This is a genomic window from Massilia sp. P1_C10 (assembly GCF_056406475.1).
In genome coordinates this window covers 188,052-209,317 of the sequence record NZ_JBFUAC010000009.1, presented here as the reverse complement: position 1 = coordinate 209,317, position 21,266 = coordinate 188,052, and the positions used below count along the sequence as shown (strand labels likewise).

Sequence of the window (21,266 nt, the reverse complement as noted above, 5' to 3'; positions counted from 1 at the left end):
ATGAATTTTTCCGCACTATCGATCAAGAGCCCGGTCCCGGCGATCATGTTGTTCATCCTGCTGTCGCTGGCGGGCATCCTGGCCTACAAGGCCAACAAGGTGCAGGACTTCCCCGACATCGAACTGCCGATCGTCACCGTCGCCGCCACGCTCGACGGCGCCGCGCCGGCGCAGCTGGAAACCGAGGTCGCGCGCAAGATCGAGGATTCGGTCGCCAGCCTGCAGGGCGTCAAGAACATCTACACCAGCGTACTCGATGGCGTGGCCACGGTCACGGTCGAATTCATCCTCGAGAAGGACATCGCCGAGGCGGTCAACGACGTGCGCGACGCGGTGGCGCGCGTCAAGGCCGACATGCCGGCCGAGATGCGCGACCCGACCGTCACCAAGGCGTCCACCGCCGGCCGCGTGGTGATGACCTTCATCGCCGCACCGGCGCCGGCCAGCGGCGGCACGCCGCTCGATGACCAGGAAGTGAGCTGGTTCGTCGACAATGTGGCGACCAAGCGCCTGCTCAGCGTGCCTGGCCTGGGGGCGGTCAAGCGCGTCGGCGGCGTCACTCGCGAGGTGCGCGTGGAACTCGACGACGCGCGCATGGCGGCGCTGAAGGTGTCGGCCATCGACGTGTCGCGCCAGCTGCGCAGCGTGCAGCGCGAGTCGCCAGGCGGCCGGGGCGACATCAGCGGCGCCGAACAATCGGTGCGCACAATCGCCACCGTCAAGACCGCGGCCGAACTGGCGGCGCTGGACATTCCGCTGACCGACGGTCGGCGCGTGCGACTCGACCAGATCGCCAACGTGACCGACACCGTCGCCGAGCCGCGTTCGCTGGCCGAGCAGGATGGCAAGCGGGTAGTTGGATTCGAGGTGTTCCGCACCAAGGGCGCCAGCGAGATCGACGTCGCCGCGGGCGCACGCGCAGCGGTAGCCGAGCTGAGCAAGGCGCATTCGAACATCGTGCTGAAGGAAGTGATCGACAACGCGCGCCCGGTGCAGGAGAACTTCACCGGATCGATGGAGCTGCTGTACGAAGGCGCGCTGCTGGCGGTGCTGGTGGTGTGGTGGTTCCTGCGCGACTGGCGCGCCACGCTGGTGGCCGCGTCCGCGCTCCCGCTGTCGGTAATTCCTGCTTTCCTCGGTCAATACCTGTTCGGCTACACGCTCAACACCGTGACGCTGCTGTCGCTTGCGCTGGTGGTCGGGGTGCTGGTGGACGACGCGATCGTCGAAATCGAAAATATTTCACGCCACCTGCGCATGGGGAAAACCCCGATGCAGGCCGCGCTCGAAGCGGCCGACGAAATCGGCATGGCGGTAATCGCCACCACCTTTGCGCTGGTGGCGGTATTCCTGCCGACCGCGTTCATGGGCGGCATCCCGGGGAAATTCTTCAAGCAGTTCGGCTGGACCGCGGTGCTGGCGATCCTGGCGTCGCTGTTGGTGGCGCGCCTTCTCACGCCGATGATGGCGGCTTACATCCTGAAACCGGTCGCACACCGCGACGAGCATGACGGCTGGGTGATGACGCGCTACATGCGCGCGATGCGCTGGTGCCTGACCCATCGACTGATCACGGCGATCGCCTCGATTGTCTTCTTTGCCACGTCGATCGCGCTGGTGGGACTGCTGCCGACCGGCTTCGTGCCGCCGGCCGACCGGTCCCAGACGCAGATCAATATCGAGCTGCCGCCGGGATCCACGCTTGCCGAAACGCGCGCGGTGTCCGAACAGGCTCGCGTGGCGGCGATGCAGGTCAAAGGAATCAAGGGCGTATTCAGCTCGATCGGAGGAGGATCCAGCGGCGACGCATTCGCTCCTGGCGCGGCTGCCGAAGCGCGGCGCGCGGTGCTGACCTTGACCACCGTCCATCGGACCGACCGCAGCGAGTCGCTCAACGACATCGAGCGCCAGGTCCGCGCGAAGCTCGACCAGGTGCCCGGGGCGAAGTTCAACGTCGGTCCGCCCGACACGGGCGTGAAGATGCAAATGGTGCTGCAAAGCGAGGACCCCGTCGCACTCAACGCCGCCGCGCGTGCCGTGGAACGCGACCTGCGCACCTTGAAGGGCATCGGCAACGTCAGCTCGACCGCGTCGCTGGTGCGGCCCGAAATCATCGTGCGCCCAGACTTCGCCAAGGCGGCGGACCTGGGCGTGACCGCGGCCTCGATCGGCGAGACGGTGCGCGTGGCCACCGCCGGCGACTACGACGTGGCGCTGACCAAGATGAACCTGTCCGAACGCCAGGTGCCGATCCGGGTCAAGCTGCCGAACGCGGTGCGCGCCGACCTGGATGCAATCGGCCGCCTGACCGTGCCGGGCAAGAACGGCCCCGTGATGCTGGCGAACGTCGCCGAAATCACGATGGAAAGCGGCCCGGCGCAGATCGACCGCTTGAACCGCAGCCGCAACGTCAGGCTCGACGTCGAGCTGTCGAACCGTTCGCTGGGCGAAGTCAATGAAGAATCGCGCCAGCTTCCCGCGGTGAAGGCGCTGCCGGCGTCGGTCAAGATCGCCGAACTGGGCGATGCGCAGGAAATGGCGGCGCTGTTCGCGAGCTTCGGCATCGCGATGGCGATTGGCGTGCTGTGCATCTACGGCGTGCTGGTGCTGCTGTTCCATGACTTCATGCAGCCAATTACCATCCTGGCGGCGCTGCCGCTGTCGATCGGCGGCGCCTTCGTGGCGCTGCTGATCACCGGACGGGCGCTGTCGATGCCGTCGATGATCGGCCTGATCATGCTGATGGGGATCGTGACCAAGAACTCGATCCTGCTGGTCGATTACGCGATTCTCGCGCGCGAGGCCGGAATGAACCGCTTCGACGCGCTTGTCGACGCCTGCCACAAGCGCAGCCGGCCGATCATCATGACCACCATCGCGATGGGCGCCGGCATGATGCCGCTGGCACTGGGCTGGGGCGCCGACCCGAGCTTCCGTTCGCCGATGGCGATTGCCGTGATCGGCGGGCTGATCACGTCGACCCTGCTGAGCCTTCTGGTGGTGCCGGCGGTGTTCACTTACATCGACGACCTGGAGCACCTGATCAGGCGCGGCATGCATCGGATGCGGCGCCAGAAGCCGGTGGCGCCGGCGCCGCAACCGGTGCCGGATTTGATGAAGCAAGGACGATAAAAAAGGGGATCAGGTTCGTAAGGCCTGATCCCCTTTTCACGACCACCGCCGAACCGCTTATCGGTTCTGCTGTTCCTTGTCATCCTGCTTGTCGCGGCCACGCCCTCGGCCACGCTCCTTCTCCGGCGGCGCCGATGCCGCGGGTTGCGCCGGAGCCGGCTGCGCCTGGGCCCTCGCCTGCGCGGCCTGCGCCTGGGCTTGCGCCCTCGCCTGTTCCGCCTGCGCCCGTGCGGCCGCCTGCGCCGCCATCGCCTGAATCCGCCCCTGCTCCTGCGCCTTGGCCTGTTCCTGGGCGTGCGCCTGCTGCTGCGCGCGCGCCTGTTCCTGGGCCTGGGCCTGCTGCTGCGCGCGCGCCTGCTGTTCCTGCTCGCGTGCCTGGCGCGCCTTCGCCTGTTCCTGTTCGCGCGCCGCCTGCTGCTGGATTCGCTCCTGTTCGCGCGCTTGCTGCTGCTGCGCGTGACCACGCTGCTCCTGCTCGCGAGCCTGTTGCTGCATGCGCGCCTGCTGTTCCAGCTGCTGCGCCCGGCCGCGCTGTTCCTGCTCGCGCGCCTGCTGCTGTTGCTGCTGCGCGCGTGCCTGCTGTTCCTGCTCGCGAGCCTGCTGCTGAATGCGGCCGCGCTGTTCCTGTTCGCGAGCCTGTTGTTGCTGCTGCTGTTGCTGCTGCTGTTGTTGCTGCGCCCGGCCGCGCTGCTCCTGCTCGCGCGCCTGCTGCTGCATGCGCCCCTGCTGATCCTGCTCCTGCGCGCGGTCGCGCTGCCGCCGTTCGCGACCCTGCAGCTCCTGCTGCTGTTGCTGCTGCTGCAGCTGTTGCTGCTGCGCGCGGCCGCGCTGTTCCTGCTCGATTGCCTGCTGCTGCATGCGCGCCTGCTGCTCCTGCTGCTGCGCGCGGCCGCGCTGTTCCTGCTCGCGGGCTTGCTGCTGCATGCGCAACTGCTGGTCCTGTTGTTGCGCGCGCACCTGCTGCTCCGCTTCGCGCTGCCCGTGCTCGCGCCGCGCATCGCGCTCGCTTCCCTGAACCTGCGCCGGCATTGCCGGCGCGGCGCCTTGCGGCGGCAACTGGCCGAACTGGCGTGCTCCGCGTCGATCCTGTTGCAGCATGCGCGGCGCCGGCGCCACCGCCTCCTGCTGCTGAGGCATCGGCGCCTGGAAAGCTGCCTGGGGCGGCGCGTGGCGCGCCAGCGCCTGGCGTTGCATCACGGCTTGCGGCGGCTGGTTGCCCTGGCCGCGATGGCCGCGTTCACGCTCCGGTGCGACCGGCGCGTTCTGCGCGATCGCCGCCGCTGCCAGCGCAAGCGCCGGCACGTTGATCGCGGAACGCGACACTGGCTGCGCCTGCGCGAATGCGTGGGCTGGCACCGCGGTCACGGCGCGGCGGTTGGCGTAATCGTCGCGGCGGTCGTCGCGCGCGATATGGCGCCGATCCACCATCGTGTTGGTGACGTTGATGTTGGTGATGTAGTTCGGGCTGGCGCGATACGAAGGCCGATATATCTCGCGCGGAGCCAGCGGGAACCAGCCGACCGGACGCTCGCGCGGCGAGTACGATCCCGATCCGATGTTCACGAAAGCCACCAGCGCCGGCGCGTACACCGGGCTCGCCGTGCGCGGCCCAGGCACCCATCCCCAGCCGTTGTCGAAGCGCGCCCAGCGGCCGTAGTGCGACACGGCGTAGCCCCACGGCGCATCGTCGATCCAGGTCCAGCCCCACGGCTGCACGTACGACCAGTGGCCGTCGCGGTATGGCGTCCAGTCGCGTCCCACATGCGCCGGCATCCAGACGTTGCCGTAGTCCGGCACCACGCGCCAGGTGCCCTGGTCGTCGAGGTCCTCGTAGCCGACCAGGTCGGGCGACACGTAGCGCACCGAACGCGCCTGCTCGATGCGGCGGTCGCGCGCGTCGGACCAGCGGTCGAATTCGTCCATCAGCGGGCGGGCGTAGCGCGCCTCGCGCAGGTCGGTGCCGCCGAAACTGTAGGCCTGCCCGGCGGCGAGCCGGTAGGCGTTGCCGTCGCCGTAGGCTTCGGCCTGGCCGCGCCGCACCGCCACCATCGTCGCGGCGCCGCTCGGGTCCACTTCGATCCGGTAATCGCCCGGCTCGCGGATCGACAGCGCCAGGTTCGGCGTATCGATCTCGAACACGTCGTTCGGCCGCATGCGGCGCACGTGGACGTTAAGGCGGCCCTGCGACAGCTGCAGCTGGGTCGCGCGGTCGTCGTTATTGAGCAGCGTAACGAGGGTGCCGCCGGCCATCCGCAGCGCGGCGCCGTTCAGCTGGATCTCGTCGCGCGCGCCCGGTTCGACCCACAGGCGGTCGCCCGGAATCAGCGGCCGGTTCAGCGCCGCGTTCTCCCACACGTTGTCGCCCGCCGGGGCGAAGCTGACCGGCCCGCTGACATACGCGAGACGCGCCACGCGCGTCGGCGGATCGGCCAGCGCGCCGGCACTGGCGCTCATCAGGACAGCGCCGAGGCCGGCGAGCGCGATGCGCTTGAAAGGGATGTGCTGGTTCATAGGACCTCGCTGCAAAATGGGGGTGTTCGCTGGAAAATGCACCATTATGGTGCATCGTGCCCCGCGAACTTTCTGTACGTGAGCGAACCATTTCGCCTTTCCGTACCCGCGTATCCATTTAACGCTCCTGGCGGCCATGCGCGGACTGGATCTGGTTATAAAATGTAACGCGCAAGACCTTTCCCCCGAGACAATCCCAAAGGAGCTGGCCCATGCAGGTCAAAAAAATCATGCTGATGGGCGCGCTGCTGTGCGCCGCCGCAGCCGCCGGTGCCGGCCAATACCGCCATGGACGCGACGCCGGGGAGCCGGGCCGCTTCGATTACTACGCGGTTGCGATGAGCTGGTCGCCGGCCTTCTGCGCCACCCACGACGATCCGAACCAGTGCGCGCCGGGACGCCAGGCCGGCTTCGTGCTGCACGGCCTGTGGCCGCAGTATGAAAAGGGATATCCGCAGGAGTGCTCGACCGAACGCCTGTCGCCGCGCGAGCGCGACAGGTATGCGTCGCTGTACCCGTCGCCGACGATGATCGGCCACGAATGGAGCAAGCATGGCACTTGCTCCGGCCTGAATCCGGCCGCTTATTTCGAGATGTCGGCGCGGCTGCGCGACCAGCTGGCGATTCCGCCGCAGTTCCAGCGCCCGCAGGCGCCGGTGCGCACCAGCTACGGCGAATTCGTGCAGGCCTTCCGCGCGGCCAATCCGCGCCTGGCCGAGAACGCGGTGCTGCCGTTCTGCGGGGCGGGCGGCAAATTCCTCAACGAGATCCACGTCTGCTACGACAAGCGCGGCGCGTCGGCCAGCTGCGGCGCGAGCGAAGTGCGGCGTTCCGAGAACACCTGCCGCAAGCAGACCTTCGTTCTGCAAGCGGCGCGCTAGGCGTTTAGAACTGCTCCCAGTCGTCGCCGACGGCGGCGCGCGGCTTCGATGCAACCGGGGCCCGCGCCGGTTTCACGCTGCGCGCGAGCGCCGGCACCTGGCGCAACGCCGGCCGCGGCGCGCCGACCGCATCGAGCTTGAACACGCTGACCACCAGCGCCAGCTTGGCCGCCTGGTCCTGCATCGCTTCCGATGCCGCCGACGCCTCTTCCACCAGCGCCGCGTTCTGCTGCGTGACCTGGTCCATCTGCGCGACGGCCTGGTTGATCTGGTCGATGCCGGCGGTCTGCTCCTGGCTGGCTGCCGAAATCTCGCCCATGATGTCGGTCACGCGGCGCACGCTCTCGACGATCTCGTGCATCGTCGCGCCGGCTTCGTTGACAAGCTTGCTGCCTGCGTCGACCCGCTCGACCGAGGTGCCGATCAGCGTCTTGATCTCCTTCGCGGCGGCGGCCGAACGCTGCGCCAGGTTGCGCACTTCGCTTGCCACGACCGCGAAGCCGCGCCCCTGTTCGCCGGCGCGCGCCGCTTCCACCGCGGCGTTCAGCGCCAGGATGTTGGTCTGGAACGCGATGCCGTCGATGACGCCGATGATGTCGACGATCTTGCGCGCCGAGTCGTTGATCTCGCCCATCGTGTCGACGACCTGGCCGATCACGCTGCCGCCCCTGGAAGCCACGCCGGAAGCCGATTCGGCCAGCACGTTGGCTTGGCGCGCGTTGTCGGCGTTCTGCTTGACGGTGGACGTCAGCTCCTCCATCGACGCCGCGGTCTCCTCGAGCGAGCTGGCCTGCTGCTCGGTGCGGCTCGACAGGTCCTGGTTGCCGGCGGCGATCTGGCCCGAGGCGGTGGCGATCATGTCGGTACCGCCGCGGACCTCGGACACGATGTCGACCAGGCCGTCGTTCATCTTTTGCAGCGCTTGCAGCAGCTGGCCGATTTCGTCGTTCGATGCGATGTCGATGCGCTCGGTCAGGTTGCCGGCGGCGACGCTGGTTGCGATGCGCAGCGCCTGCGCCATCGAACGCGAGATGCCCACGACCAGCCAGGCGCCGATCGCCGCGCCGATGGCGATGCTGAAGGCGATCAGGCCGATTGCCACCAGCTTGGCCGATTCGTAGCGCGCGATGGCCGCTTCGTATTCCGTCTTGCCCACGTCAAGCTGCAGCTTGACCAGCGCGTGCATGTTGTCCTGCACCGGCGCGAAGGCCGAACCGAGCGGGCCATGCACCAGCGCCACCGCGGCCGGCAGGTCCCTGGCGCGGAACGCCGCCAGGATCGGCTTCAGGCCGGTCTCGACGAATTTCTTGCGGCTGTCGGCGAAGCTGGCGGCCAGCTCCTTCTCGCGCGGCGTCAGGTAGGTCGCCATGTACTCGCCCCACAGGCTTGTGATGGCGGCGATGCGCTTCTCGACATCCTCGACCGTCGCCGGAAGCGCCTCCGGCTGGCCGCTGGCCGCTTTCGACAGCGCGTTCTGGTTTTGCTGGATCATCGACAGCACCTCGCTCAGCTGCCCCAGCGCGACCAGCCGATCGTTGTACACGGTCTTGAGCGCGTCGTTGGTGTTCTGCAGGTTGCGCAGACCGGTCAGGCCTATCGCCAGCGCGGCGAGGCTCAGCAGACCGATGACGAATATCAGCCGCGATTTGATGGTCAGGTTCTTAAGCATGTTCGAAGTCTCGTTGGATGGCGCCGCACGCGCCGGCCGGCGCAAGGCGGGCAGCAACGAACGGTTCGGTAATGGGCGAAAGCGGAGCGGGCGAGCGATGCGGGTCGCGGAGTAGACCAAGCTGGTGGCAGCGAGGGTTGGGCTGGCAGGACTGGAATGCGGCGGTCTACTGAGATCGAGAATACCTGCAATTACTCTTCGTTTAAATGTCTCGAAAGCAATTCTCACCCAATTATTGCAAATAACCCTGAACTGTCGTGTTTTTTGCGACAAGGCAATGAAAAACGGGGCCGGGACTGGTGCCCGGCCCCGTTATGGCGCTTAGTGCGTGAACATCGCGATGAGGATGATGATCGGAATCGGGATACCAATCATCCATAACAGGATCGAGCGCATGGGGTTCTCCTTTTCAGTGACGGGTTAGCGGTTGCGCGGCGACAGCGCGATGACGTTGTCGCGCAGTTTGCCGCCGAAGGTGGCGGCCAGGCTGGCGACGAAAGCGCCGAGCAGCAGCGCCACGGTCATCCACAGCGCGGCGCCGGCCGTGGCCTTGCGCGCCGTATCGGCCGCTTCCTTGGCTTTCGCCTTGGCGTTCGCGGCGGCGGTGCTGACCTTGCCGTAGACTTCATCGACGCGCTTCTCGGCGTCCGCCTGCGACAGGCCAGTACGCGCCGCCACGACCTGCGCCAGGTAGGTGCGGTCGTCGGTGGCCAGGCTGCCGGCCTGCAGGCCGGTGGCGAAGATGCGGACCACTTCGGTGCGCACATTGGCGCCGGTCGCGTCGGCCGGCTTGTCGCTGCGCAGCAGCATGTCGGAGAAGTAGTCGACCGGATTGAGCGCGCCGTCGTTCGACGCGTCCTTGGCGGCGCCTGCCGCGGCGCCCGCGCCCACCGCCGCAGTCGCTTTGGCCACGCCGGCGCCGGCTTCTATCGCCCCGCTCATCGCGCTCTTGAGCGCGCCGCTGGCCAGCAGAGCGGCCAGGATGGTCGCGATGGACCAGGCCAGCAGCCCGTGCGCGGTGTCGCGGAAATAGACTTCATCGGTGTGCACGCCGGCCCACTTGGTGCGCAGGCGCCCGGCCATGTAGCCGCCGACGGCCGCCGCGGCGAGTTGGGTCAGCGAGATATACAAGATGGTGGAGACGCCGATCGCCGTCGCGCTGTTGTACGACCAGGGCGAGATCGCCGCCAGGCCGAGGCCCGAACCGAGAATGAACAACACGAGCGAGAGCGCCGAGGCGGCGGCCGCGCCGGCAAAAATCGCGCCCCACGAGACGCCAGAACGGGCCGATTCGGCCGCGTCGATATCAAGGTCGCGTCCGTAGCCTTCCGAAGCTGATGATTGAGTTTGCATGATCTGTCCTTGTTTTTGTTAGTCGTGCACACGCGAATACGCCCCGGGCGGCACTGGCCGACCGGGGCGCGGTAATCCGGAGGTCGCTAATTAACGGCGGCCCCCCAGGATTTTCGACAGGATGTAACCGGCCCCCAGCGCGACCAGCACCGACGTGGCCGGGCTGCTGCGCACGTAGCCGCGGCCAGTCTCGGCGAAGTTCTTGGCGGCGTCGGCCAGCTGGCGCGATTTCGCATCCATGCCCTGGGTGGCGCCGGCCAGCGCGCCAGACAGCTTGTCGACACCCGCATGCGCCGAGGTGGCCAGGCGGTCGACGATCGGCTGCGCTGCTTCGGCAGCCTTGTCGATCGACTTGTGGACGTCGGCGGCGCCCGACTGGACGTCTTTAGACAAGTCCTTGGCCATGTCCTTGGCCTTGTCGATCATGCCGCTGGCTGCGCTCGCAGCCCCCGAGGCGCCCGAGTTGCCAGAGCTGCCGGAGCTGCCCGAGTTGCCAGAGCTGCCCGAGTTGCCGCTGGCGCCGCGCGATCCGCCCAGGTCCTTGCTCATATCCTTGCCCATGCTGCTGCCGGCGCCTTCGCGGCCCAGGTCGCGTCCGCTGCCTTCGTTCGATTTTTGGTTATCCATGATGTATTCCTTGTAAAAGATTTAAGAGCTGCGTGGCGTGAAGCGTTCCGCCGAATTCATTCTTACTGGACTGCCCTGCGTCAATGCGTACCAAACAGTCACAACAAGCGTTTTTCTGCATCGAAGACAAACGGTAATGGAATTGCAACCTTGACACTGTGCGGTGGCTAACAGAGGCGAAAATGTGGGGAAAATCGCGATTCTTCGTGGAAACGTCGGAGCCGCGCGCGCCGCAGGCTGTTTTATTCGGACGTCACAATAATTGCCTTGTAGACATAGCAGCGCAACCTTTCTAAAATACCTGCGCTGGCCGATCTTTTTCTCGCGGACGATGAACTTGTGGCCGCCGTGCCGGTCCAATCGTCATGGATGAGAATTCGGGAAAGTTTGACTTCGCGCAAACGGGTGAACGCAGCCTCGGAGCAATAATTGTGATTATTTTTTGTCAACCGGGAACACGCAGATGGCGTTAATATACGCACGGCATGGCGCCGGCCTGCAGCGCGATCTGGCGGACCGGTTCGGCGTGCGCGCGGGTGTCCGCGGGCGCCGTGTGCAAGTGAGCGACAACACAAGGGAAATCGCAGTGGATCAGGAGCGCGACGAGTGGCAGGACTTTGAATTCGCGGCGCCCTTGACGGGGCGCGGGGCCGATCCCGCGCTGGAAAAATCCAGGTCCTACATCCTGCACAAGGAGCCGGGCGGCTCCTGGTTCCTCGACCTCTGGAACGCCGATGGCGCCGGCGCGGTGCGCGCGGCCGGCCCGGCCTTCCCGGCCGCGGGCGAGCAAGCGCCGGCGAACGACCATTCCGACAGCTGCTTCATCATCGAAATCGGCCACGCCAGCCGCTAGTCGCCGGGGTCTTGCCCTGCGCACGTGCCCCCATCTTCAATTCGTCACCGCCGCGGCCAAAGGGCTGGGGTCAGGTCCATCGGACCTGACCCCGGTTTCACGCTGCGGGATCCTTCGCCGCGGTTTCATCATGCCAGCCGCCGCCGAGCGCCTTGAACAGCGTCACGGTCGCCTGCAAGCGCTTCAGCTTCAACTGCCCCAGGTCGTTCTGCACGTCCGACATCGCGCGCTGCGTGTCGAGCACCGTCATCAGTTCCTCGGCGCCGGCGCGGTAGCGGATCTGCGACAGGTCGTACGCCAGGCGTGCCTGCTCCATCTCGGTCTGCTTCAGCTTGCGCTGCTCGTCGAGCGTGCGGATCTGGCCCAGCACGATGTCCACTTCGGACAGCGCGGCGACCACGGTGGAGCGGTACACCTGCACCATCTCCTGCTTGCGGGCGAGCGCCAGGTCGCGCTGGCTTTTCAGTCGTCCGCCGTCAAAGATTGGCGTGACCAGCGATGCGCCGACGTTCGCCAGCAGCGCCGGCCCGTTGAACAGCGCCAGCAGCGCATTGCTCTGCGCGCCGGCGGCGCCGGTCAGGCGGATGCGCGGGAACAGCGAAGCGCGCGCCACCGCCAGGTCGGCGTTGGCCGCTTCCAGCACGGCTTCGGCGCGGCGGATGTCGGGACGGCGCGTCAGCAGGTCCGACGGCAGGCCGGGCACGACGTCCGGCAGCGACACCGTATCGAGGCCGTGCTTTTCGATCTTGAAAGTCTGCGGCGATTTGCCAAGCAGGATCGCCAGCGCCGAACGGGCCTCGCGCGCCTGCTGTGTCAGGTCCGGGATCGCCGACTTCAGGCCCGCCACTGCGGAGCGCTGGCGCGCCAGGTCCAGCGGCGAGGCCGAGCCGGCCTTCTTCTGCGCTTCGACCAGCACCAGCACCTTTTCGGCGTTGGTCACGTGTTCGCGCGCGATGTCGAGGCGGTCGTTCAGTGACAGCACCTGCAGGTACATCGAGACGATCGAGCTGGTGGTGGTCAGCGCGACGGTCTGGCGGTCGTAGCGATTGGCCTTGAGCGAGGCGTCGGCCGACGACACGCTTGCCTCGTTGCGGCCCCAGAAGTCCACTTCGTACGCGGTCTGCATCCAGGCGTTGGCCGAGGTGCTGGCGGAACCGGAGCCGATCGGCAGGTCGCGGTTGGCGCCGGTCGAGAAATCGACGGTCGGCAGCAGCTGAACGCCGGCGATGCGGGCCTGGGCCTCGGCCTGCTTCACGCGCGAGCGCGCCGCGGCCAGTCCGAGGTTGCCGGCCTGCCCTTCCGCCACCAGCGCGGTCAGTTCGTCGCTGCCGAAGCGCTTCCACCAGTCGCCGTCGAGGCGCTCCGGATCGCCCGCCTTGCCGCCCTGCGACCAGCCGGCCGGCATGTCGACTGCCGGCGGGGCTTCGGGGACGGGGACCTTGTGGGCGCACGCGGCCAGGGTCCCGCACACCAGCGCCAGCGCCGTCAGCTTGATCGGGCGCGCCATCACGGGGACGGCGCCTTTGCCGGCTGCACGACCGGCAGCGGCGGCGGCAGTTTGCCGACCAGGACCTGCTCGCCGGCGGACAGGCCGGAGAGCACCTGCACGTTCTGCTTGTTGCGCAGGCCGATCTTCAGCTTGCGCGGGCTGACCTTGCGGTCGGCGTCGATCACGTTGGCGGTGTACATGCCGTCGGCGTCGGGCGTGCCGAGCGCGCGCACCGGCAGCAGCAGCGCGTCCTGGGTCTGCGAGACGATGAACTGCACCTGCGTGCTCATCCCGGCCATCAGCTGCTGGTCGGGGTTGCTCACCTCGAACAGCACGTTGTAGTAGGTCTCCTTGCCCTGCTCGCCGGTGCCGTCGGCCGGAATCGGCATCACCTGGCGCAGTTTGCCGCTCCAGTGCTGGCCCGGATAGCCGGGCGTCGTGAAGGTGGCCTGCATGCCGCGGCGCAGGCGCGTCACGTCGATTTCGGCGACGCGCGCCTGCACGGTCATCCTGGTCTGGTCGGCGATGCGCAGCAGCGGCGGATTGGGCTGGCCCGGTCCGACGTTCTGGCCGGGATGCGCGTTGATGGCGACGATGGTGCCGCCGATCGGCGCCAGCACCTGCGCGTGCTGGCGGCTGTCCTCGTCGATCTTCAGGTTCGCTTCGACCTGACGGATCTGCGCGTTGATCGAATCGACGCGCGCGTTGGCCGACGACACGCCCATGCGGCTCGATTCGAAGGCGTCTTCGCGGGTCGCGTTCTGCGCCTTCAACTGGGTCTGGCGCTTGAACTGCAGCTCGGCGAAATCGAGCTGCGCGCGCTGGTCGGACAGTTCGGCCTGCAGGCGCGCCATCTGCGCGCGGTTGCTTTCCACTTTGGCCGGCTGCACGGTGGGCGTGATCTCCACCACGATCGCGCCGGCCTTGACGGTGTCGCCGACCTGCACCAGCACATCCTTGACCTGGCCGGCGATCTGCGGGCTGACGTCGACGAATTTATACAGCTGCAGCTTGCCGGCCGCGTCGACCGTGGCCTGGATCTCGCCGCGCGTGACGGTCACGGTGTCGAGCTTGACGGGCGCCGGCGGGCGCGCCGCTTCCACGGCCGCCGTGTGCGCCGGCTTGGGCTGGTGCAGCACCTGCGCCAGCACCACGCCCGCGCTCAGCACCGAGATCAGCGACAGCGCGACGACTGGCGCGCGGCGGCGGAATGTGCGGATCGCGCGGTTCGGCGCGGGCTGGGTAACGGTAGGCTGTTCAATTGTCATCGGATGTCGAAATAAAGCGTGCTCTGTGAAGCGGCCCGAGGGGACCAGGTCCGGCGCGATGCGCCTGCGGGGCGAACGATCTGCGCGGCTGAGGAAGCGCGATTGAATGATTAGTTCAACAAGAGTCTTGCCGGGCGCCGGAAAAACAGACCGTAGTTTAGACGAAATGCGCGAGTTGCTCCAACGCACCACTCACTTTTTTCGTAACTTATGTTACTTGAACAAGGTGGAAGGGCGGGTCGCGCGGATCTGGCAACCGGTCGCACCAACAAAAAACCCGCACCACCGGGAGGTGATGCGGGTTTTCGCGATACTTGGTGCCGATGGCCGGAATCGAACTGGCGACCTTTTCATTACGAATGAACTGCTCTACCAACTGAGCTACATCGGCGACGACGCGTATTCTAGCAAGGTTTGGCACAAACTTGCTAGTGCGAATTCATGTTTGTCGGGTTTGCGTGCAAAAAATTATCTTTTGACGCCAACTGCAAAGACGGGGTCAGGTCCGCGGGACCAGACCCCAATCCCACCTTACTCGGCGTGATAGCGGGTGACTTGCTCGACTTCGTTTTTCGAGCCAAGGAATACCGGCACGCGCTGGTGCAGCTTGTGCGGCTCGATGTCGAGGATGCGCTGGCGCCCGTCGGTCGCCGCGCCGCCCGCCTGCTCGACGATCATCGCCATCGGATTGGCTTCGTACATCAGGCGCAGCTTGCCCGGCACCGAGGTGTCGCGCGTGTCGGCCGGGTACATGAAGATACCGCCGCGGTTCAGGATGCGGTGCACGTCCGCCACCATCGAGGCGATCCAGCGCATGTTGAAGTCCTTCTGGCGCGGGCCGGCCTTCCCGTCCAGCAGTTCGTTCACGTAGCGCTGCACCGGCGCGTGCCAGTGACGCTGGTTCGACATGTTGATCGCGAATTCCTTGGTGTCGGCCGGGATCTTCATGTCGCGCTGGGTCAGCACCCACGATCCCATCTCGCGGTCGAGCGTGAAGCAGTTGACGCCGTGGCCGGTGGTCAGCACCAGCATCGTCTGCGGGCCGTACACCGCGTAGCCGGCGGCGACCTGCTTGCTGCCGGCCTGCATGAAGTCGGCCTCGGTCGGCTGGCCCATGCCTTCGGGCGCCTTCAGCACCGAGAAGATGGTGCCGATCGAAACGTTGACGTCGATGTTCGACGAGCCGTCCAGCGGATCGAACAGCAGCATGTATTCGCCCATCGGGTAGCGGTTCGGGATCGGGTGGATCGATTCCATTTCTTCCGACGCCATCGCCGCCAGGTGGCCGCCCCACTCGTTCGCCTCCAGCAGGATTTCGTTGGAGATCACGTCGAGCTTCTTCTGCACTTCGCCCTGGATGTTTTCGGTGTCGGCGCTGCCCAGGATGTCGCCCAGGGCACCCTTGCCCACCGAGTGGCTGATGGTCTTGCAGGCGCGCGCGACCACTTCGATCAGCAGGCGCAGTTCGGCGGGAATCGTGTTGTTGGAGCGTTGTTCTTCAACCAGGTGCTGCGTGAGGCTGACGCGTTTCATGGACATCCTTTATCGGTGGGTGAATTGTTATGGTGTGTTCAAGGGCGGGGTCAGGTCCGGCCGACCTGACCCCAATGTTTCAGTGTGCGAGGGCCTTGCCGACCACTTCGCGTACGTCGTTCGACAGCTTCTTGACGCTCGCGACCTTCTGCAGCGCCTTGCGCATCTGCGCCTGCAGCGCCGGGGTGTACCTGCGCCAGCGGTCCATCGAGCGCGCCAGCCGGCTCGCCACTTGCGGATTCAGCGCGTCCAGCGCGATCACCTGCTCGGCCCAGAATGCGTAGCCGCTGCCATCGGACGCATGGAACTGTGCCGGGTTGCCCGAGCAGAAACTGAAGATCAGGCTGCGCGCGCGGTTCGGATTTTTCAGCGTGAAGGCGCGGTGCTTCATCAGCGCGCGCACCGCCTCGACGTCGGTGTCCGGCGCGGTCGCCTGCATCGAGAACCACTTGTCGACCACCAGCGCCTCGTGCTCGAAGTCCTGGTAGAAGGCGTGCAGCGACGACGTGGCGCCGGCCGCCTGCGCGTGGATCAGCGCGGTCAGCGCGGCGACGCGATCGGTCATGTTGCCGGCGTCGTCGAACTGGTCCTGCGCGAGTTTGACGCTGGCGGCGTCCGGCGCCGCGGCCAGGTAGGCCAGGCACAGGTTCTTCAGCCCGCGGCGGCCGGCCGACAGCGCATCCGGGCTGTACTCGCCCGGCGTCAGGTTGGCGTGGTACTGGCGGAACAGGTCGGCGCGCAGCGCGTCGCCAATCGCCGCGCGCATGAACTGGCGCGCGGTGTGGATCGCCTGCGGGTTCACTTCGCGCATCTGCTCGGCGATCATGGTCTCCGACGGCAGCAGCAAGGCCTGCTCGCGGAATGCCGGGTCGAGCGTCTCATCGGACAGGATCTTGCGCATCGCGTCCAGGAAGGTCGCGTCCAGCTGCGGCGGCGCGCCTTCGAGCACCGCGTCGGCCAGTTTCAGCAGGCGCTCCATCGCGAGGCGCTGGCCGGCTTCCCATCGGTTGACCGGGTCGCTGTCATGGCTGAACAGGTGCAGCAGCTGGTCGTCGGTGTAGTCGTATTCCAGGATTACGGGCGCCGAGAAGTCGCGCAGGATCGACGGCGTCGGCTCTTCGTTCACGCCGGTGAAGCTGAAGGTCTGCGATTCCTCGGTCAGTTCCAGCACGGCGGTCGCGCCATTCAGCTTGCCCTGGCCCAGCTGCATGTCCTTGCCGTCTGCGCCCAGCAAGCCGACGGCGACGGGAATATGAAACGGCAGCTTCTTCGGCTGGCCCGGCGTGGTCGGGCAGCGTTGCGTGAGCGTGATGGCGTAAGTCCTGGCGGCGGCGTCGTAGCGCGTTTCGGCCTTGACCACCGGCGTGCCGGCCTGGCTGTACCAGCGCTCGAACAGCGACAGGTCGCGTCCGCTGGCGTCGGCCATCGCGGCGCGGAAGTCGTCGCAGGTCACGGCCTGGCCGTCGTGCCGCTCGAAGTACAGGTCCATCCCCTTGCGAAAAGCCTCGCGGCCGATCAGGGTCTGGTACATGCGCACCACTTCGGCGCCCTTTTCGTAGACGGTGACGGTGTAGAAGTTGTTGATCTCGACGAAGGAGTCGGGACGGACCGGATGCGCCATCGGGCCGGCGTCTTCCGGAAACTGCGCCTGGCGCAAAGTGCGCACCTGGTCGATGCGGGTGACCGCGCGGCCGCTGTCGGTGCCGATCATATCGGCCGAGAACTCCTGGTCGCGGAACACGGTGAGGCCTTCCTTGAGCGACAGCTGGAACCAGTCGCGGCACGTCACGCGGTTGCCGGTCCAGTTGTGGAAGTACTCGTGGCCGACCACCGCTTCGATGCCGGCGAAGTCGACGTCGGTCGCCACGCGCGGGTTGGCCAGCACGTACTTGGTGTTGAAGATGTTCAGGCCCTTGTTTTCCATCGCGCCCATGTTGAAGTCGCCGACGGCGACGATCATGAAGCGGTCGAGGTCCAGCTCGAGGCCGAAGCGCTCCTCGTCCCAGCGGATGCTGTTCTTCAGCGACTGCATTGCGTAGTCGGTTTTATCGAGGTTGCCGTCTTCGACCCACACCTGCAGCAGCGCGTCGCGTCCGTCCTTCAGGCGGAAGATCTCTTCCTGGCAGACCAGCCGCGCGGCGACCAGCGCGAACAGGTAGGACGGCTTGCGGAACGGGTCTTCCCACTTGGCGTAGTGACGGCCATCGGGCAGCACGCCCTCTTCGACCAGGTTGCCGTTCGAGAGCAGCACCGGGTATTTGCTTTTATCGGCGCGCAGCATCACGGTGTAGACGGCCATCACGTCCGGGCGGTCCGGGAAATAGGTGATGGCGCGGAAGCCCTCGGCCTCGCATTGCGTGTAGAAGCTGCCGTTCGAGGTGTACAGGCCGTTCAGCGTGGTGTTCTTCTCAGGCTGGCAGGTGGTCTCGATTTCCAGCGTAACGGCGTCCGGCGCGTTCGCGATGCGCAGCACGTTGGCCTCGATGCGGTAATCGCGCTTGCCCAGCGTCTTGCCGTTCATGCGCAGCGCGACCAGCTCGATGTTCTGGCCATACAGCTCGATGCCGCTGCGGTCGGTGCTGTCCGGATTGCGCCGCATCGTCATGCGGTTGGCAACGATGGTGCGGGCCGGATCGAGGTCGAAGCCGAGTTCCACTGTGTCCACTAGGTAACTCGGCGGCGTGTAGTCGCTCCGATAGATGGTGTGGGGATTGTCTGTGCGCATAGGGAACCGGGGTGGACAAGTGGGCGAAAGGCTATTTTACCAATACCGGCGCCTGCTCTGAGGATGCGATGTATCAATGTGTCTTGTGCGGTAACATTCTGTAAATCTTTTGCCTTTCAACAGTGTGCGGAATACACTCAAATAGGGAAAAAACGATGTTTTGGAGAACGCAATGAAACGCACCGTATTGACAGTCACCGCCGCGCTCGCGCTGCTGCTCGGCGGCTGCGCCACCACCATCCGCAGCGACGTGACCACTTTTCATCAGTGGCCGGCGCAGCTGCAGGAAAAGACCTATGTGTTCGATGCGCCGCCGCCGCAGGGCGACACGCTGGAATACCGCAGCTACCAGAACCTGGTGCGCGCGCAGCTGTCGAAGCTGGGGTTCCAGGAGGCGGCTGGATCGCCGGCGCTGCAGGTGTCGATGCGCTACCAGACCATCGACGTGCCGGTACGCGTGGTGCAGGCGATCGACCCGTTCTTTTATCCGGGGCGGTATGCGTATGGGCCGTTCCGTCACCGCGGCTACTGGGGCGGCGGCTTCTACGATCCGTTCTGGGGCGTGCCGCGCTACGAGATGGTGGAGCGCCATGTGTACCAGCGCGATTTGCAGGTGGCGATCCGCTCGGCCAGGGATGGCAAGCCGCTGTTCGACGTGACGGTGCATAACAACAGCGGCGAGGCGTCGACGCCGGCGATGATGCCGGCACTGGTGCAAAGCGCGTTCGAGGGATTCCCCGGGCCGAATGGCGGCGCGCGCCGCATCGAGCTGGTGAAGCAGAACGGCTGATTGGCGGGTGGGGGTCAGGTCCGCAGGACCAGACCCCAGCTGCATCGCCGCCGCGAACTTAAGGGATCAGGATCGACGAGCCGGTCGTCTTGCGCGCCTCCAGCTCGATGTGCGCCCGCGCCGCATCGGCCAGCTTGTAGCGCTGCCGGATATCGATCTTCACCTTCCCGCTCGACACCATTTCGAACAAGTCGGCCGCCATCGCTTCCAAATCCGCGCGCTTGGCCGCATACGAAAACAGCGTCGGCCGCGTGACGAACAGCGAGCCGCGCGACGCCAGCTCGGCCAGCGAAAACGGCGGCACCGGCCCCGACGCGCTGCCGAAGCTGACCATCATCCCTAACGGGCGCAGGCAGTCCAGCGATCCGATGAAGGTATCGGCGCCGATCGAGTCGTACACCACCGGCACCTTCTCGCCATTGGTGATCTCCTTGACCCGCTCGACGAAATTCTCGGTGTTGTAGTTGATGACGTGGGCCGCGCCGGCGGCCGTGGCCAGCGCCGCCTTCTCGTCCGAGCCCACCGTGCCGATCAAATTGGCGCCGATCGCCTTGGCCCACTGGCAGGCGATCAGCCCCACACCGCCGGCCGCCGCGTGGAACAGGATGGTGTCGCCGGCCTTGACCTTGTAAGTGCGGTTCAACAGGTACTGCACCGTCAGCCCCTGCAGCATCATCGCCGCGCCGGTGTCGAAATCGACATTGTCGGGCAGCCGCAGCAAAATCGACGACGGCATTATGCGAGATTCCGCATAACTTCCCAGCGGCCGGCCGGCGTAGGCCACCCGGTCGCCCACCTTCACTTCAGTCACGCCCTCTCCGATCGCCTCGACCACGCCGGCGCCTTCCATGCCCAGGCCGGATGGCAGCGGGTGCGGATACAGCCCGGTACGGAAATACACGTCGATGAAGTTGATGCCGATCGCCTCGTGGCGCACGCGTGCTTCGCCCGGCCCCGGCTCGCCCACTTCGACGTCGACGTATTCCATCACCTCGGGGCCGCCGGTGCGGTTCATGCGGATTGCTTTTGTCATTCTCATCCTCCGTGCGTGTGTTTGCGGGAAGCCAGCTTCAATTGGGTCAGTACCAGGTGCGCCGTCGACAGGTTGGTCGCGCAGGCGACGTTGTGCACGTCGCAGGCGCGCACCAGCGCGTTGATGTCCGGTTCGTGCGGCTGCGGCGTCATCGGGTCGCGCAGGAAGATGATCGCGTCGAGGCGCCCTTCCACCAGGTCGGCGCCGATCTGCAAGTCGCCGCCGAAGGGGCCGGAGTGCTTGCGCTCCACGGTCAGTCCGAGCTCGTTGGCCAGGCGTCCGCCGGTGGTGCCGGTGGCCATCAGGGAGCAGCCGCGCAGGAAGTCGAGGTATTCGTCGGCCAGCGCGATCATGTCGTCCTTCTTCTTGTCGTGGGCTATCAGTGCGATGCGAGGTTTCATGGTTATGTTTTCCGGGACAGCATATAAATACCGCCGAGGACCAGCGCCGTGCCGGCCAGCTGGATCGCGGTGACAGGCTCGCCGAGAATCAGCGCGCCGAGGAACAGGGTCGAGACCGGCCCGATCATGCCCGCCTGAGAGGCGGTGGCCGCGCCGATGCGCTGCACCGCGATCATGGTCATGAACACCGGGAAGATCGTACAGAATATCCCATTTACCAGCGAAAGCCAGTACACCGGCGCCGGCTGGATCAACAGGCTGGCCGGGCGCAGGATGAAGAACTGGGCGATGCAGGCGGCGGAGGAGACGCACATCGCGTACGCCACCAGCCGCAGCGATCCGATGCGCCGCACCATCTCGCCGGTGAACAGCAGGTAGACCGCGTAGCTGGCGGCGGAGCCGAGCACGAACAGCGAGCCGATGACGGTGCTGCCGGCGCCGCCGGTGAGGTCGTGCACGAACACCAGCACGATGCCGCAGTAGGAAAGCGCCAGCGCGATCCACTCGGCGCGGCCGATGTGGCGCTTGAAGACCAGGGACGTCATGAGCAGCACGAAGGTCGGCGTCAGGAACAGGATCAGGCGTTCGAGGCCGACCGAGATGTACTGCAGGCCGAGGAAGTCGAGGAAGCTGGAGAGGTAGTAGCCGATCAGGCCCAGGCCGACCAGGCGCCAGCGGTCGGCCACAGGCAGCGGCGGGCCGGCGCGCATCTTCCAGACCGCCACCGCGGCGAACACCGGCAGCGAGAACAGCATGCGAAAGGCGATCAGGGTGACGGCGTCGATGTGATAGCGGTACAGCAGCTTGGCGACGACGGCCTTGGTCGAGAACAGAACGGCGCCGCCGATGGCGATCGCCAGCCCGCCGACGAGGGCCGATCTGGCTTGAGGATTGAGTGCTGCGGTTTGCGTCATCCAACAATTGTAGAGCGATTCAGGAATCGCCGCTGACGGCGGCTCGGGCCATTTTCGCAGCCCCTCCATGCTAAAATGTTGGCCACT

The 21,266-nt window shown here is 66.3% G+C and carries 15 protein-coding genes and 1 tRNA gene; 4 read left to right on the top strand and 12 right to left on the bottom strand.

Going from position 1 to position 21,266, the window contains the following annotated elements; genetic code table 11:
* On the top strand, nt 1-3,132 hold the full coding sequence (locus AC1D02_RS19025) for an efflux RND transporter permease subunit (RefSeq protein WP_477319736.1): 3,132 nt from the start codon (nt 1-3) through the stop codon (nt 3,130-3,132).
* Nucleotides 3,133-3,189: 57 nt separating this feature from the next.
* Here AC1D02_RS19025 and AC1D02_RS19020 read toward each other — a convergent pair whose 3' ends face one another.
* Entirely contained in the window at nt 3,190-5,643 is a 2,454-nt protein-coding gene (locus AC1D02_RS19020; protein WP_477319734.1) for a DUF6600 domain-containing protein, read from the bottom strand.
* A gap of 212 nt (nt 5,644-5,855) precedes the next feature.
* Here AC1D02_RS19020 and AC1D02_RS19015 point away from each other — a divergent pair, with 212 nt between their 5' ends.
* On the top strand, nt 5,856-6,524 hold the full coding sequence (locus AC1D02_RS19015) for a ribonuclease T2 family protein (protein ID WP_477319732.1): 669 nt from the start codon (nt 5,856-5,858) through the stop codon (nt 6,522-6,524).
* A 4-nt stretch (nt 6,525-6,528) separates the two neighbouring features.
* Here AC1D02_RS19015 and AC1D02_RS19010 read toward each other — a convergent pair whose 3' ends face one another.
* From AC1D02_RS19010 to AC1D02_RS19000, 3 genes are all read right to left on the bottom strand, one after another.
* Nucleotides 6,529-8,193, bottom strand: a complete 1,665-nt coding sequence (locus tag AC1D02_RS19010; protein ID WP_477319730.1) for a methyl-accepting chemotaxis protein — start codon at nt 8,191-8,193, stop codon at nt 6,529-6,531.
* 420 nt (nt 8,194-8,613) lie between these two features.
* Nucleotides 8,614-9,546, bottom strand: a complete 933-nt coding sequence (locus AC1D02_RS19005; RefSeq protein WP_477319728.1) for a hypothetical protein — start codon at nt 9,544-9,546, stop codon at nt 8,614-8,616.
* A gap of 90 nt (nt 9,547-9,636) precedes the next feature.
* Nucleotides 9,637-10,173 (bottom strand): hypothetical protein, encoded by a 537-nt coding sequence (locus AC1D02_RS19000; RefSeq protein WP_477319726.1) that lies wholly within the window; start codon nt 10,171-10,173, stop codon nt 9,637-9,639.
* A 463-nt stretch (nt 10,174-10,636) separates the two neighbouring features.
* On the opposite strand from AC1D02_RS19000, the gene AC1D02_RS18995 reads away from it, so the two are divergent.
* The gene (locus AC1D02_RS18995; RefSeq protein WP_477319724.1) at nt 10,637-11,026 is read left to right on the top strand and encodes a hypothetical protein; all 390 of its coding nucleotides are present in this window, start codon (nt 10,637-10,639) and stop codon (nt 11,024-11,026) included.
* Nucleotides 11,027-11,123: 97 nt separating this feature from the next.
* Here AC1D02_RS18995 and AC1D02_RS18990 read toward each other — a convergent pair whose 3' ends face one another.
* The 5 genes from AC1D02_RS18990 to pepN all read right to left on the bottom strand — a co-directional run bounded on the left by AC1D02_RS18990 (nt 11,124) and on the right by pepN (nt 18,041).
* Complete coding sequence (locus tag AC1D02_RS18990) at nt 11,124-12,533, bottom strand: efflux transporter outer membrane subunit (RefSeq protein WP_477319764.1); 1,410 nt, start codon at nt 12,531-12,533, stop codon at nt 11,124-11,126.
* Nucleotides 12,533-13,783, bottom strand: coding sequence for an efflux RND transporter periplasmic adaptor subunit (locus tag AC1D02_RS18985; RefSeq protein WP_477319722.1), 1,251 nt, complete (start codon nt 13,781-13,783; stop codon nt 12,533-12,535). The genes AC1D02_RS18990 and AC1D02_RS18985 overlap by 1 nt, the downstream gene beginning before the upstream one ends.
* A gap of 315 nt (nt 13,784-14,098) precedes the next feature.
* Nucleotides 14,099-14,174: transfer RNA gene (locus AC1D02_RS18980), tRNA-Thr, on the bottom strand.
* 140 nt (nt 14,175-14,314) lie between these two features.
* A complete protein-coding gene (locus AC1D02_RS18975) occupies nt 14,315-15,316 on the bottom strand; it encodes a class 1 fructose-bisphosphatase (RefSeq protein WP_477319720.1) in 1,002 nt (333 codons plus the stop codon).
* 79 nt (nt 15,317-15,395) lie between these two features.
* On the bottom strand, nt 15,396-18,041 hold the full coding sequence (gene pepN, locus AC1D02_RS18970; protein ID WP_477319718.1) for an aminopeptidase N: 2,646 nt from the start codon (nt 18,039-18,041) through the stop codon (nt 15,396-15,398).
* A 172-nt stretch (nt 18,042-18,213) separates the two neighbouring features.
* On the opposite strand from pepN, the gene AC1D02_RS18965 reads away from it, so the two are divergent.
* On the top strand, nt 18,214-18,831 hold the full coding sequence (locus AC1D02_RS18965; RefSeq protein WP_477319716.1) for a DUF4136 domain-containing protein: 618 nt from the start codon (nt 18,214-18,216) through the stop codon (nt 18,829-18,831).
* Nucleotides 18,832-18,889: 58 nt separating this feature from the next.
* Here the strand turns inward: AC1D02_RS18965 and AC1D02_RS18960 are convergent, their stop codons facing one another.
* From AC1D02_RS18960 to AC1D02_RS18950, 3 genes are read right to left on the bottom strand one after another with little or no spacing between them, the layout of a single operon-like run.
* Nucleotides 18,890-19,864 carry a quinone oxidoreductase family protein gene (locus tag AC1D02_RS18960; protein ID WP_477319714.1) on the bottom strand — a complete coding sequence of 325 codons (975 nt, stop codon included), beginning with the start codon at nt 19,862-19,864 and terminating at the stop codon, nt 18,890-18,892.
* A gap of 2 nt (nt 19,865-19,866) precedes the next feature.
* Entirely contained in the window at nt 19,867-20,265 is a 399-nt protein-coding gene (locus AC1D02_RS18955) for a methylglyoxal synthase (RefSeq protein ID WP_477319712.1), read from the bottom strand.
* 2 nt (nt 20,266-20,267) lie between these two features.
* Nucleotides 20,268-21,179, bottom strand: a complete 912-nt coding sequence (locus tag AC1D02_RS18950; protein ID WP_477319710.1) for a DMT family transporter — start codon at nt 21,177-21,179, stop codon at nt 20,268-20,270.
* Nucleotides 21,180-21,266: the final 87 nt, after the last annotated feature.

Excerpts from the sequence above, each read along its gene's own strand:
- AC1D02_RS19025 (WP_477319736.1), top strand. The coding sequence starts at position 1 with ATGAATTTTTCCGCACTATCGATCAAGAGCCCGGTCCCGGCGATCATG.
- AC1D02_RS19020 (WP_477319734.1), bottom strand. The coding sequence starts at position 5,643 with ATGAACCAGCACATCCCTTTCAAGCGCATCGCGCTCGCCGGCCTCGGC.
- AC1D02_RS19015 (WP_477319732.1), top strand. The coding sequence starts at position 5,856 with ATGCAGGTCAAAAAAATCATGCTGATGGGCGCGCTGCTGTGCGCCGCC.
- AC1D02_RS19010 (WP_477319730.1), bottom strand. The coding sequence starts at position 8,193 with ATGCTTAAGAACCTGACCATCAAATCGCGGCTGATATTCGTCATCGGT.
- AC1D02_RS19005 (WP_477319728.1), bottom strand. The coding sequence starts at position 9,546 with ATGCAAACTCAATCATCAGCTTCGGAAGGCTACGGACGCGACCTTGAT.
- AC1D02_RS19000 (WP_477319726.1), bottom strand. The coding sequence starts at position 10,173 with ATGGATAACCAAAAATCGAACGAAGGCAGCGGACGCGACCTGGGCCGC.
- AC1D02_RS18995 (WP_477319724.1), top strand. The coding sequence starts at position 10,637 with ATGGCGTTAATATACGCACGGCATGGCGCCGGCCTGCAGCGCGATCTG.
- AC1D02_RS18990 (WP_477319764.1), bottom strand. The coding sequence starts at position 12,533 with ATGGCGCGCCCGATCAAGCTGACGGCGCTGGCGCTGGTGTGCGGGACC.
- AC1D02_RS18985 (WP_477319722.1), bottom strand. The coding sequence starts at position 13,783 with ATGACAATTGAACAGCCTACCGTTACCCAGCCCGCGCCGAACCGCGCG.
- AC1D02_RS18975 (WP_477319720.1), bottom strand. The coding sequence starts at position 15,316 with ATGAAACGCGTCAGCCTCACGCAGCACCTGGTTGAAGAACAACGCTCC.
- pepN (WP_477319718.1), bottom strand. The coding sequence starts at position 18,041 with ATGCGCACAGACAATCCCCACACCATCTATCGGAGCGACTACACGCCG.
- AC1D02_RS18965 (WP_477319716.1), top strand. The coding sequence starts at position 18,214 with ATGAAACGCACCGTATTGACAGTCACCGCCGCGCTCGCGCTGCTGCTC.
- AC1D02_RS18960 (WP_477319714.1), bottom strand. The coding sequence starts at position 19,864 with ATGACAAAAGCAATCCGCATGAACCGCACCGGCGGCCCCGAGGTGATG.
- AC1D02_RS18955 (WP_477319712.1), bottom strand. The coding sequence starts at position 20,265 with ATGAAACCTCGCATCGCACTGATAGCCCACGACAAGAAGAAGGACGAC.
- AC1D02_RS18950 (WP_477319710.1), bottom strand. The coding sequence starts at position 21,179 with ATGACGCAAACCGCAGCACTCAATCCTCAAGCCAGATCGGCCCTCGTC.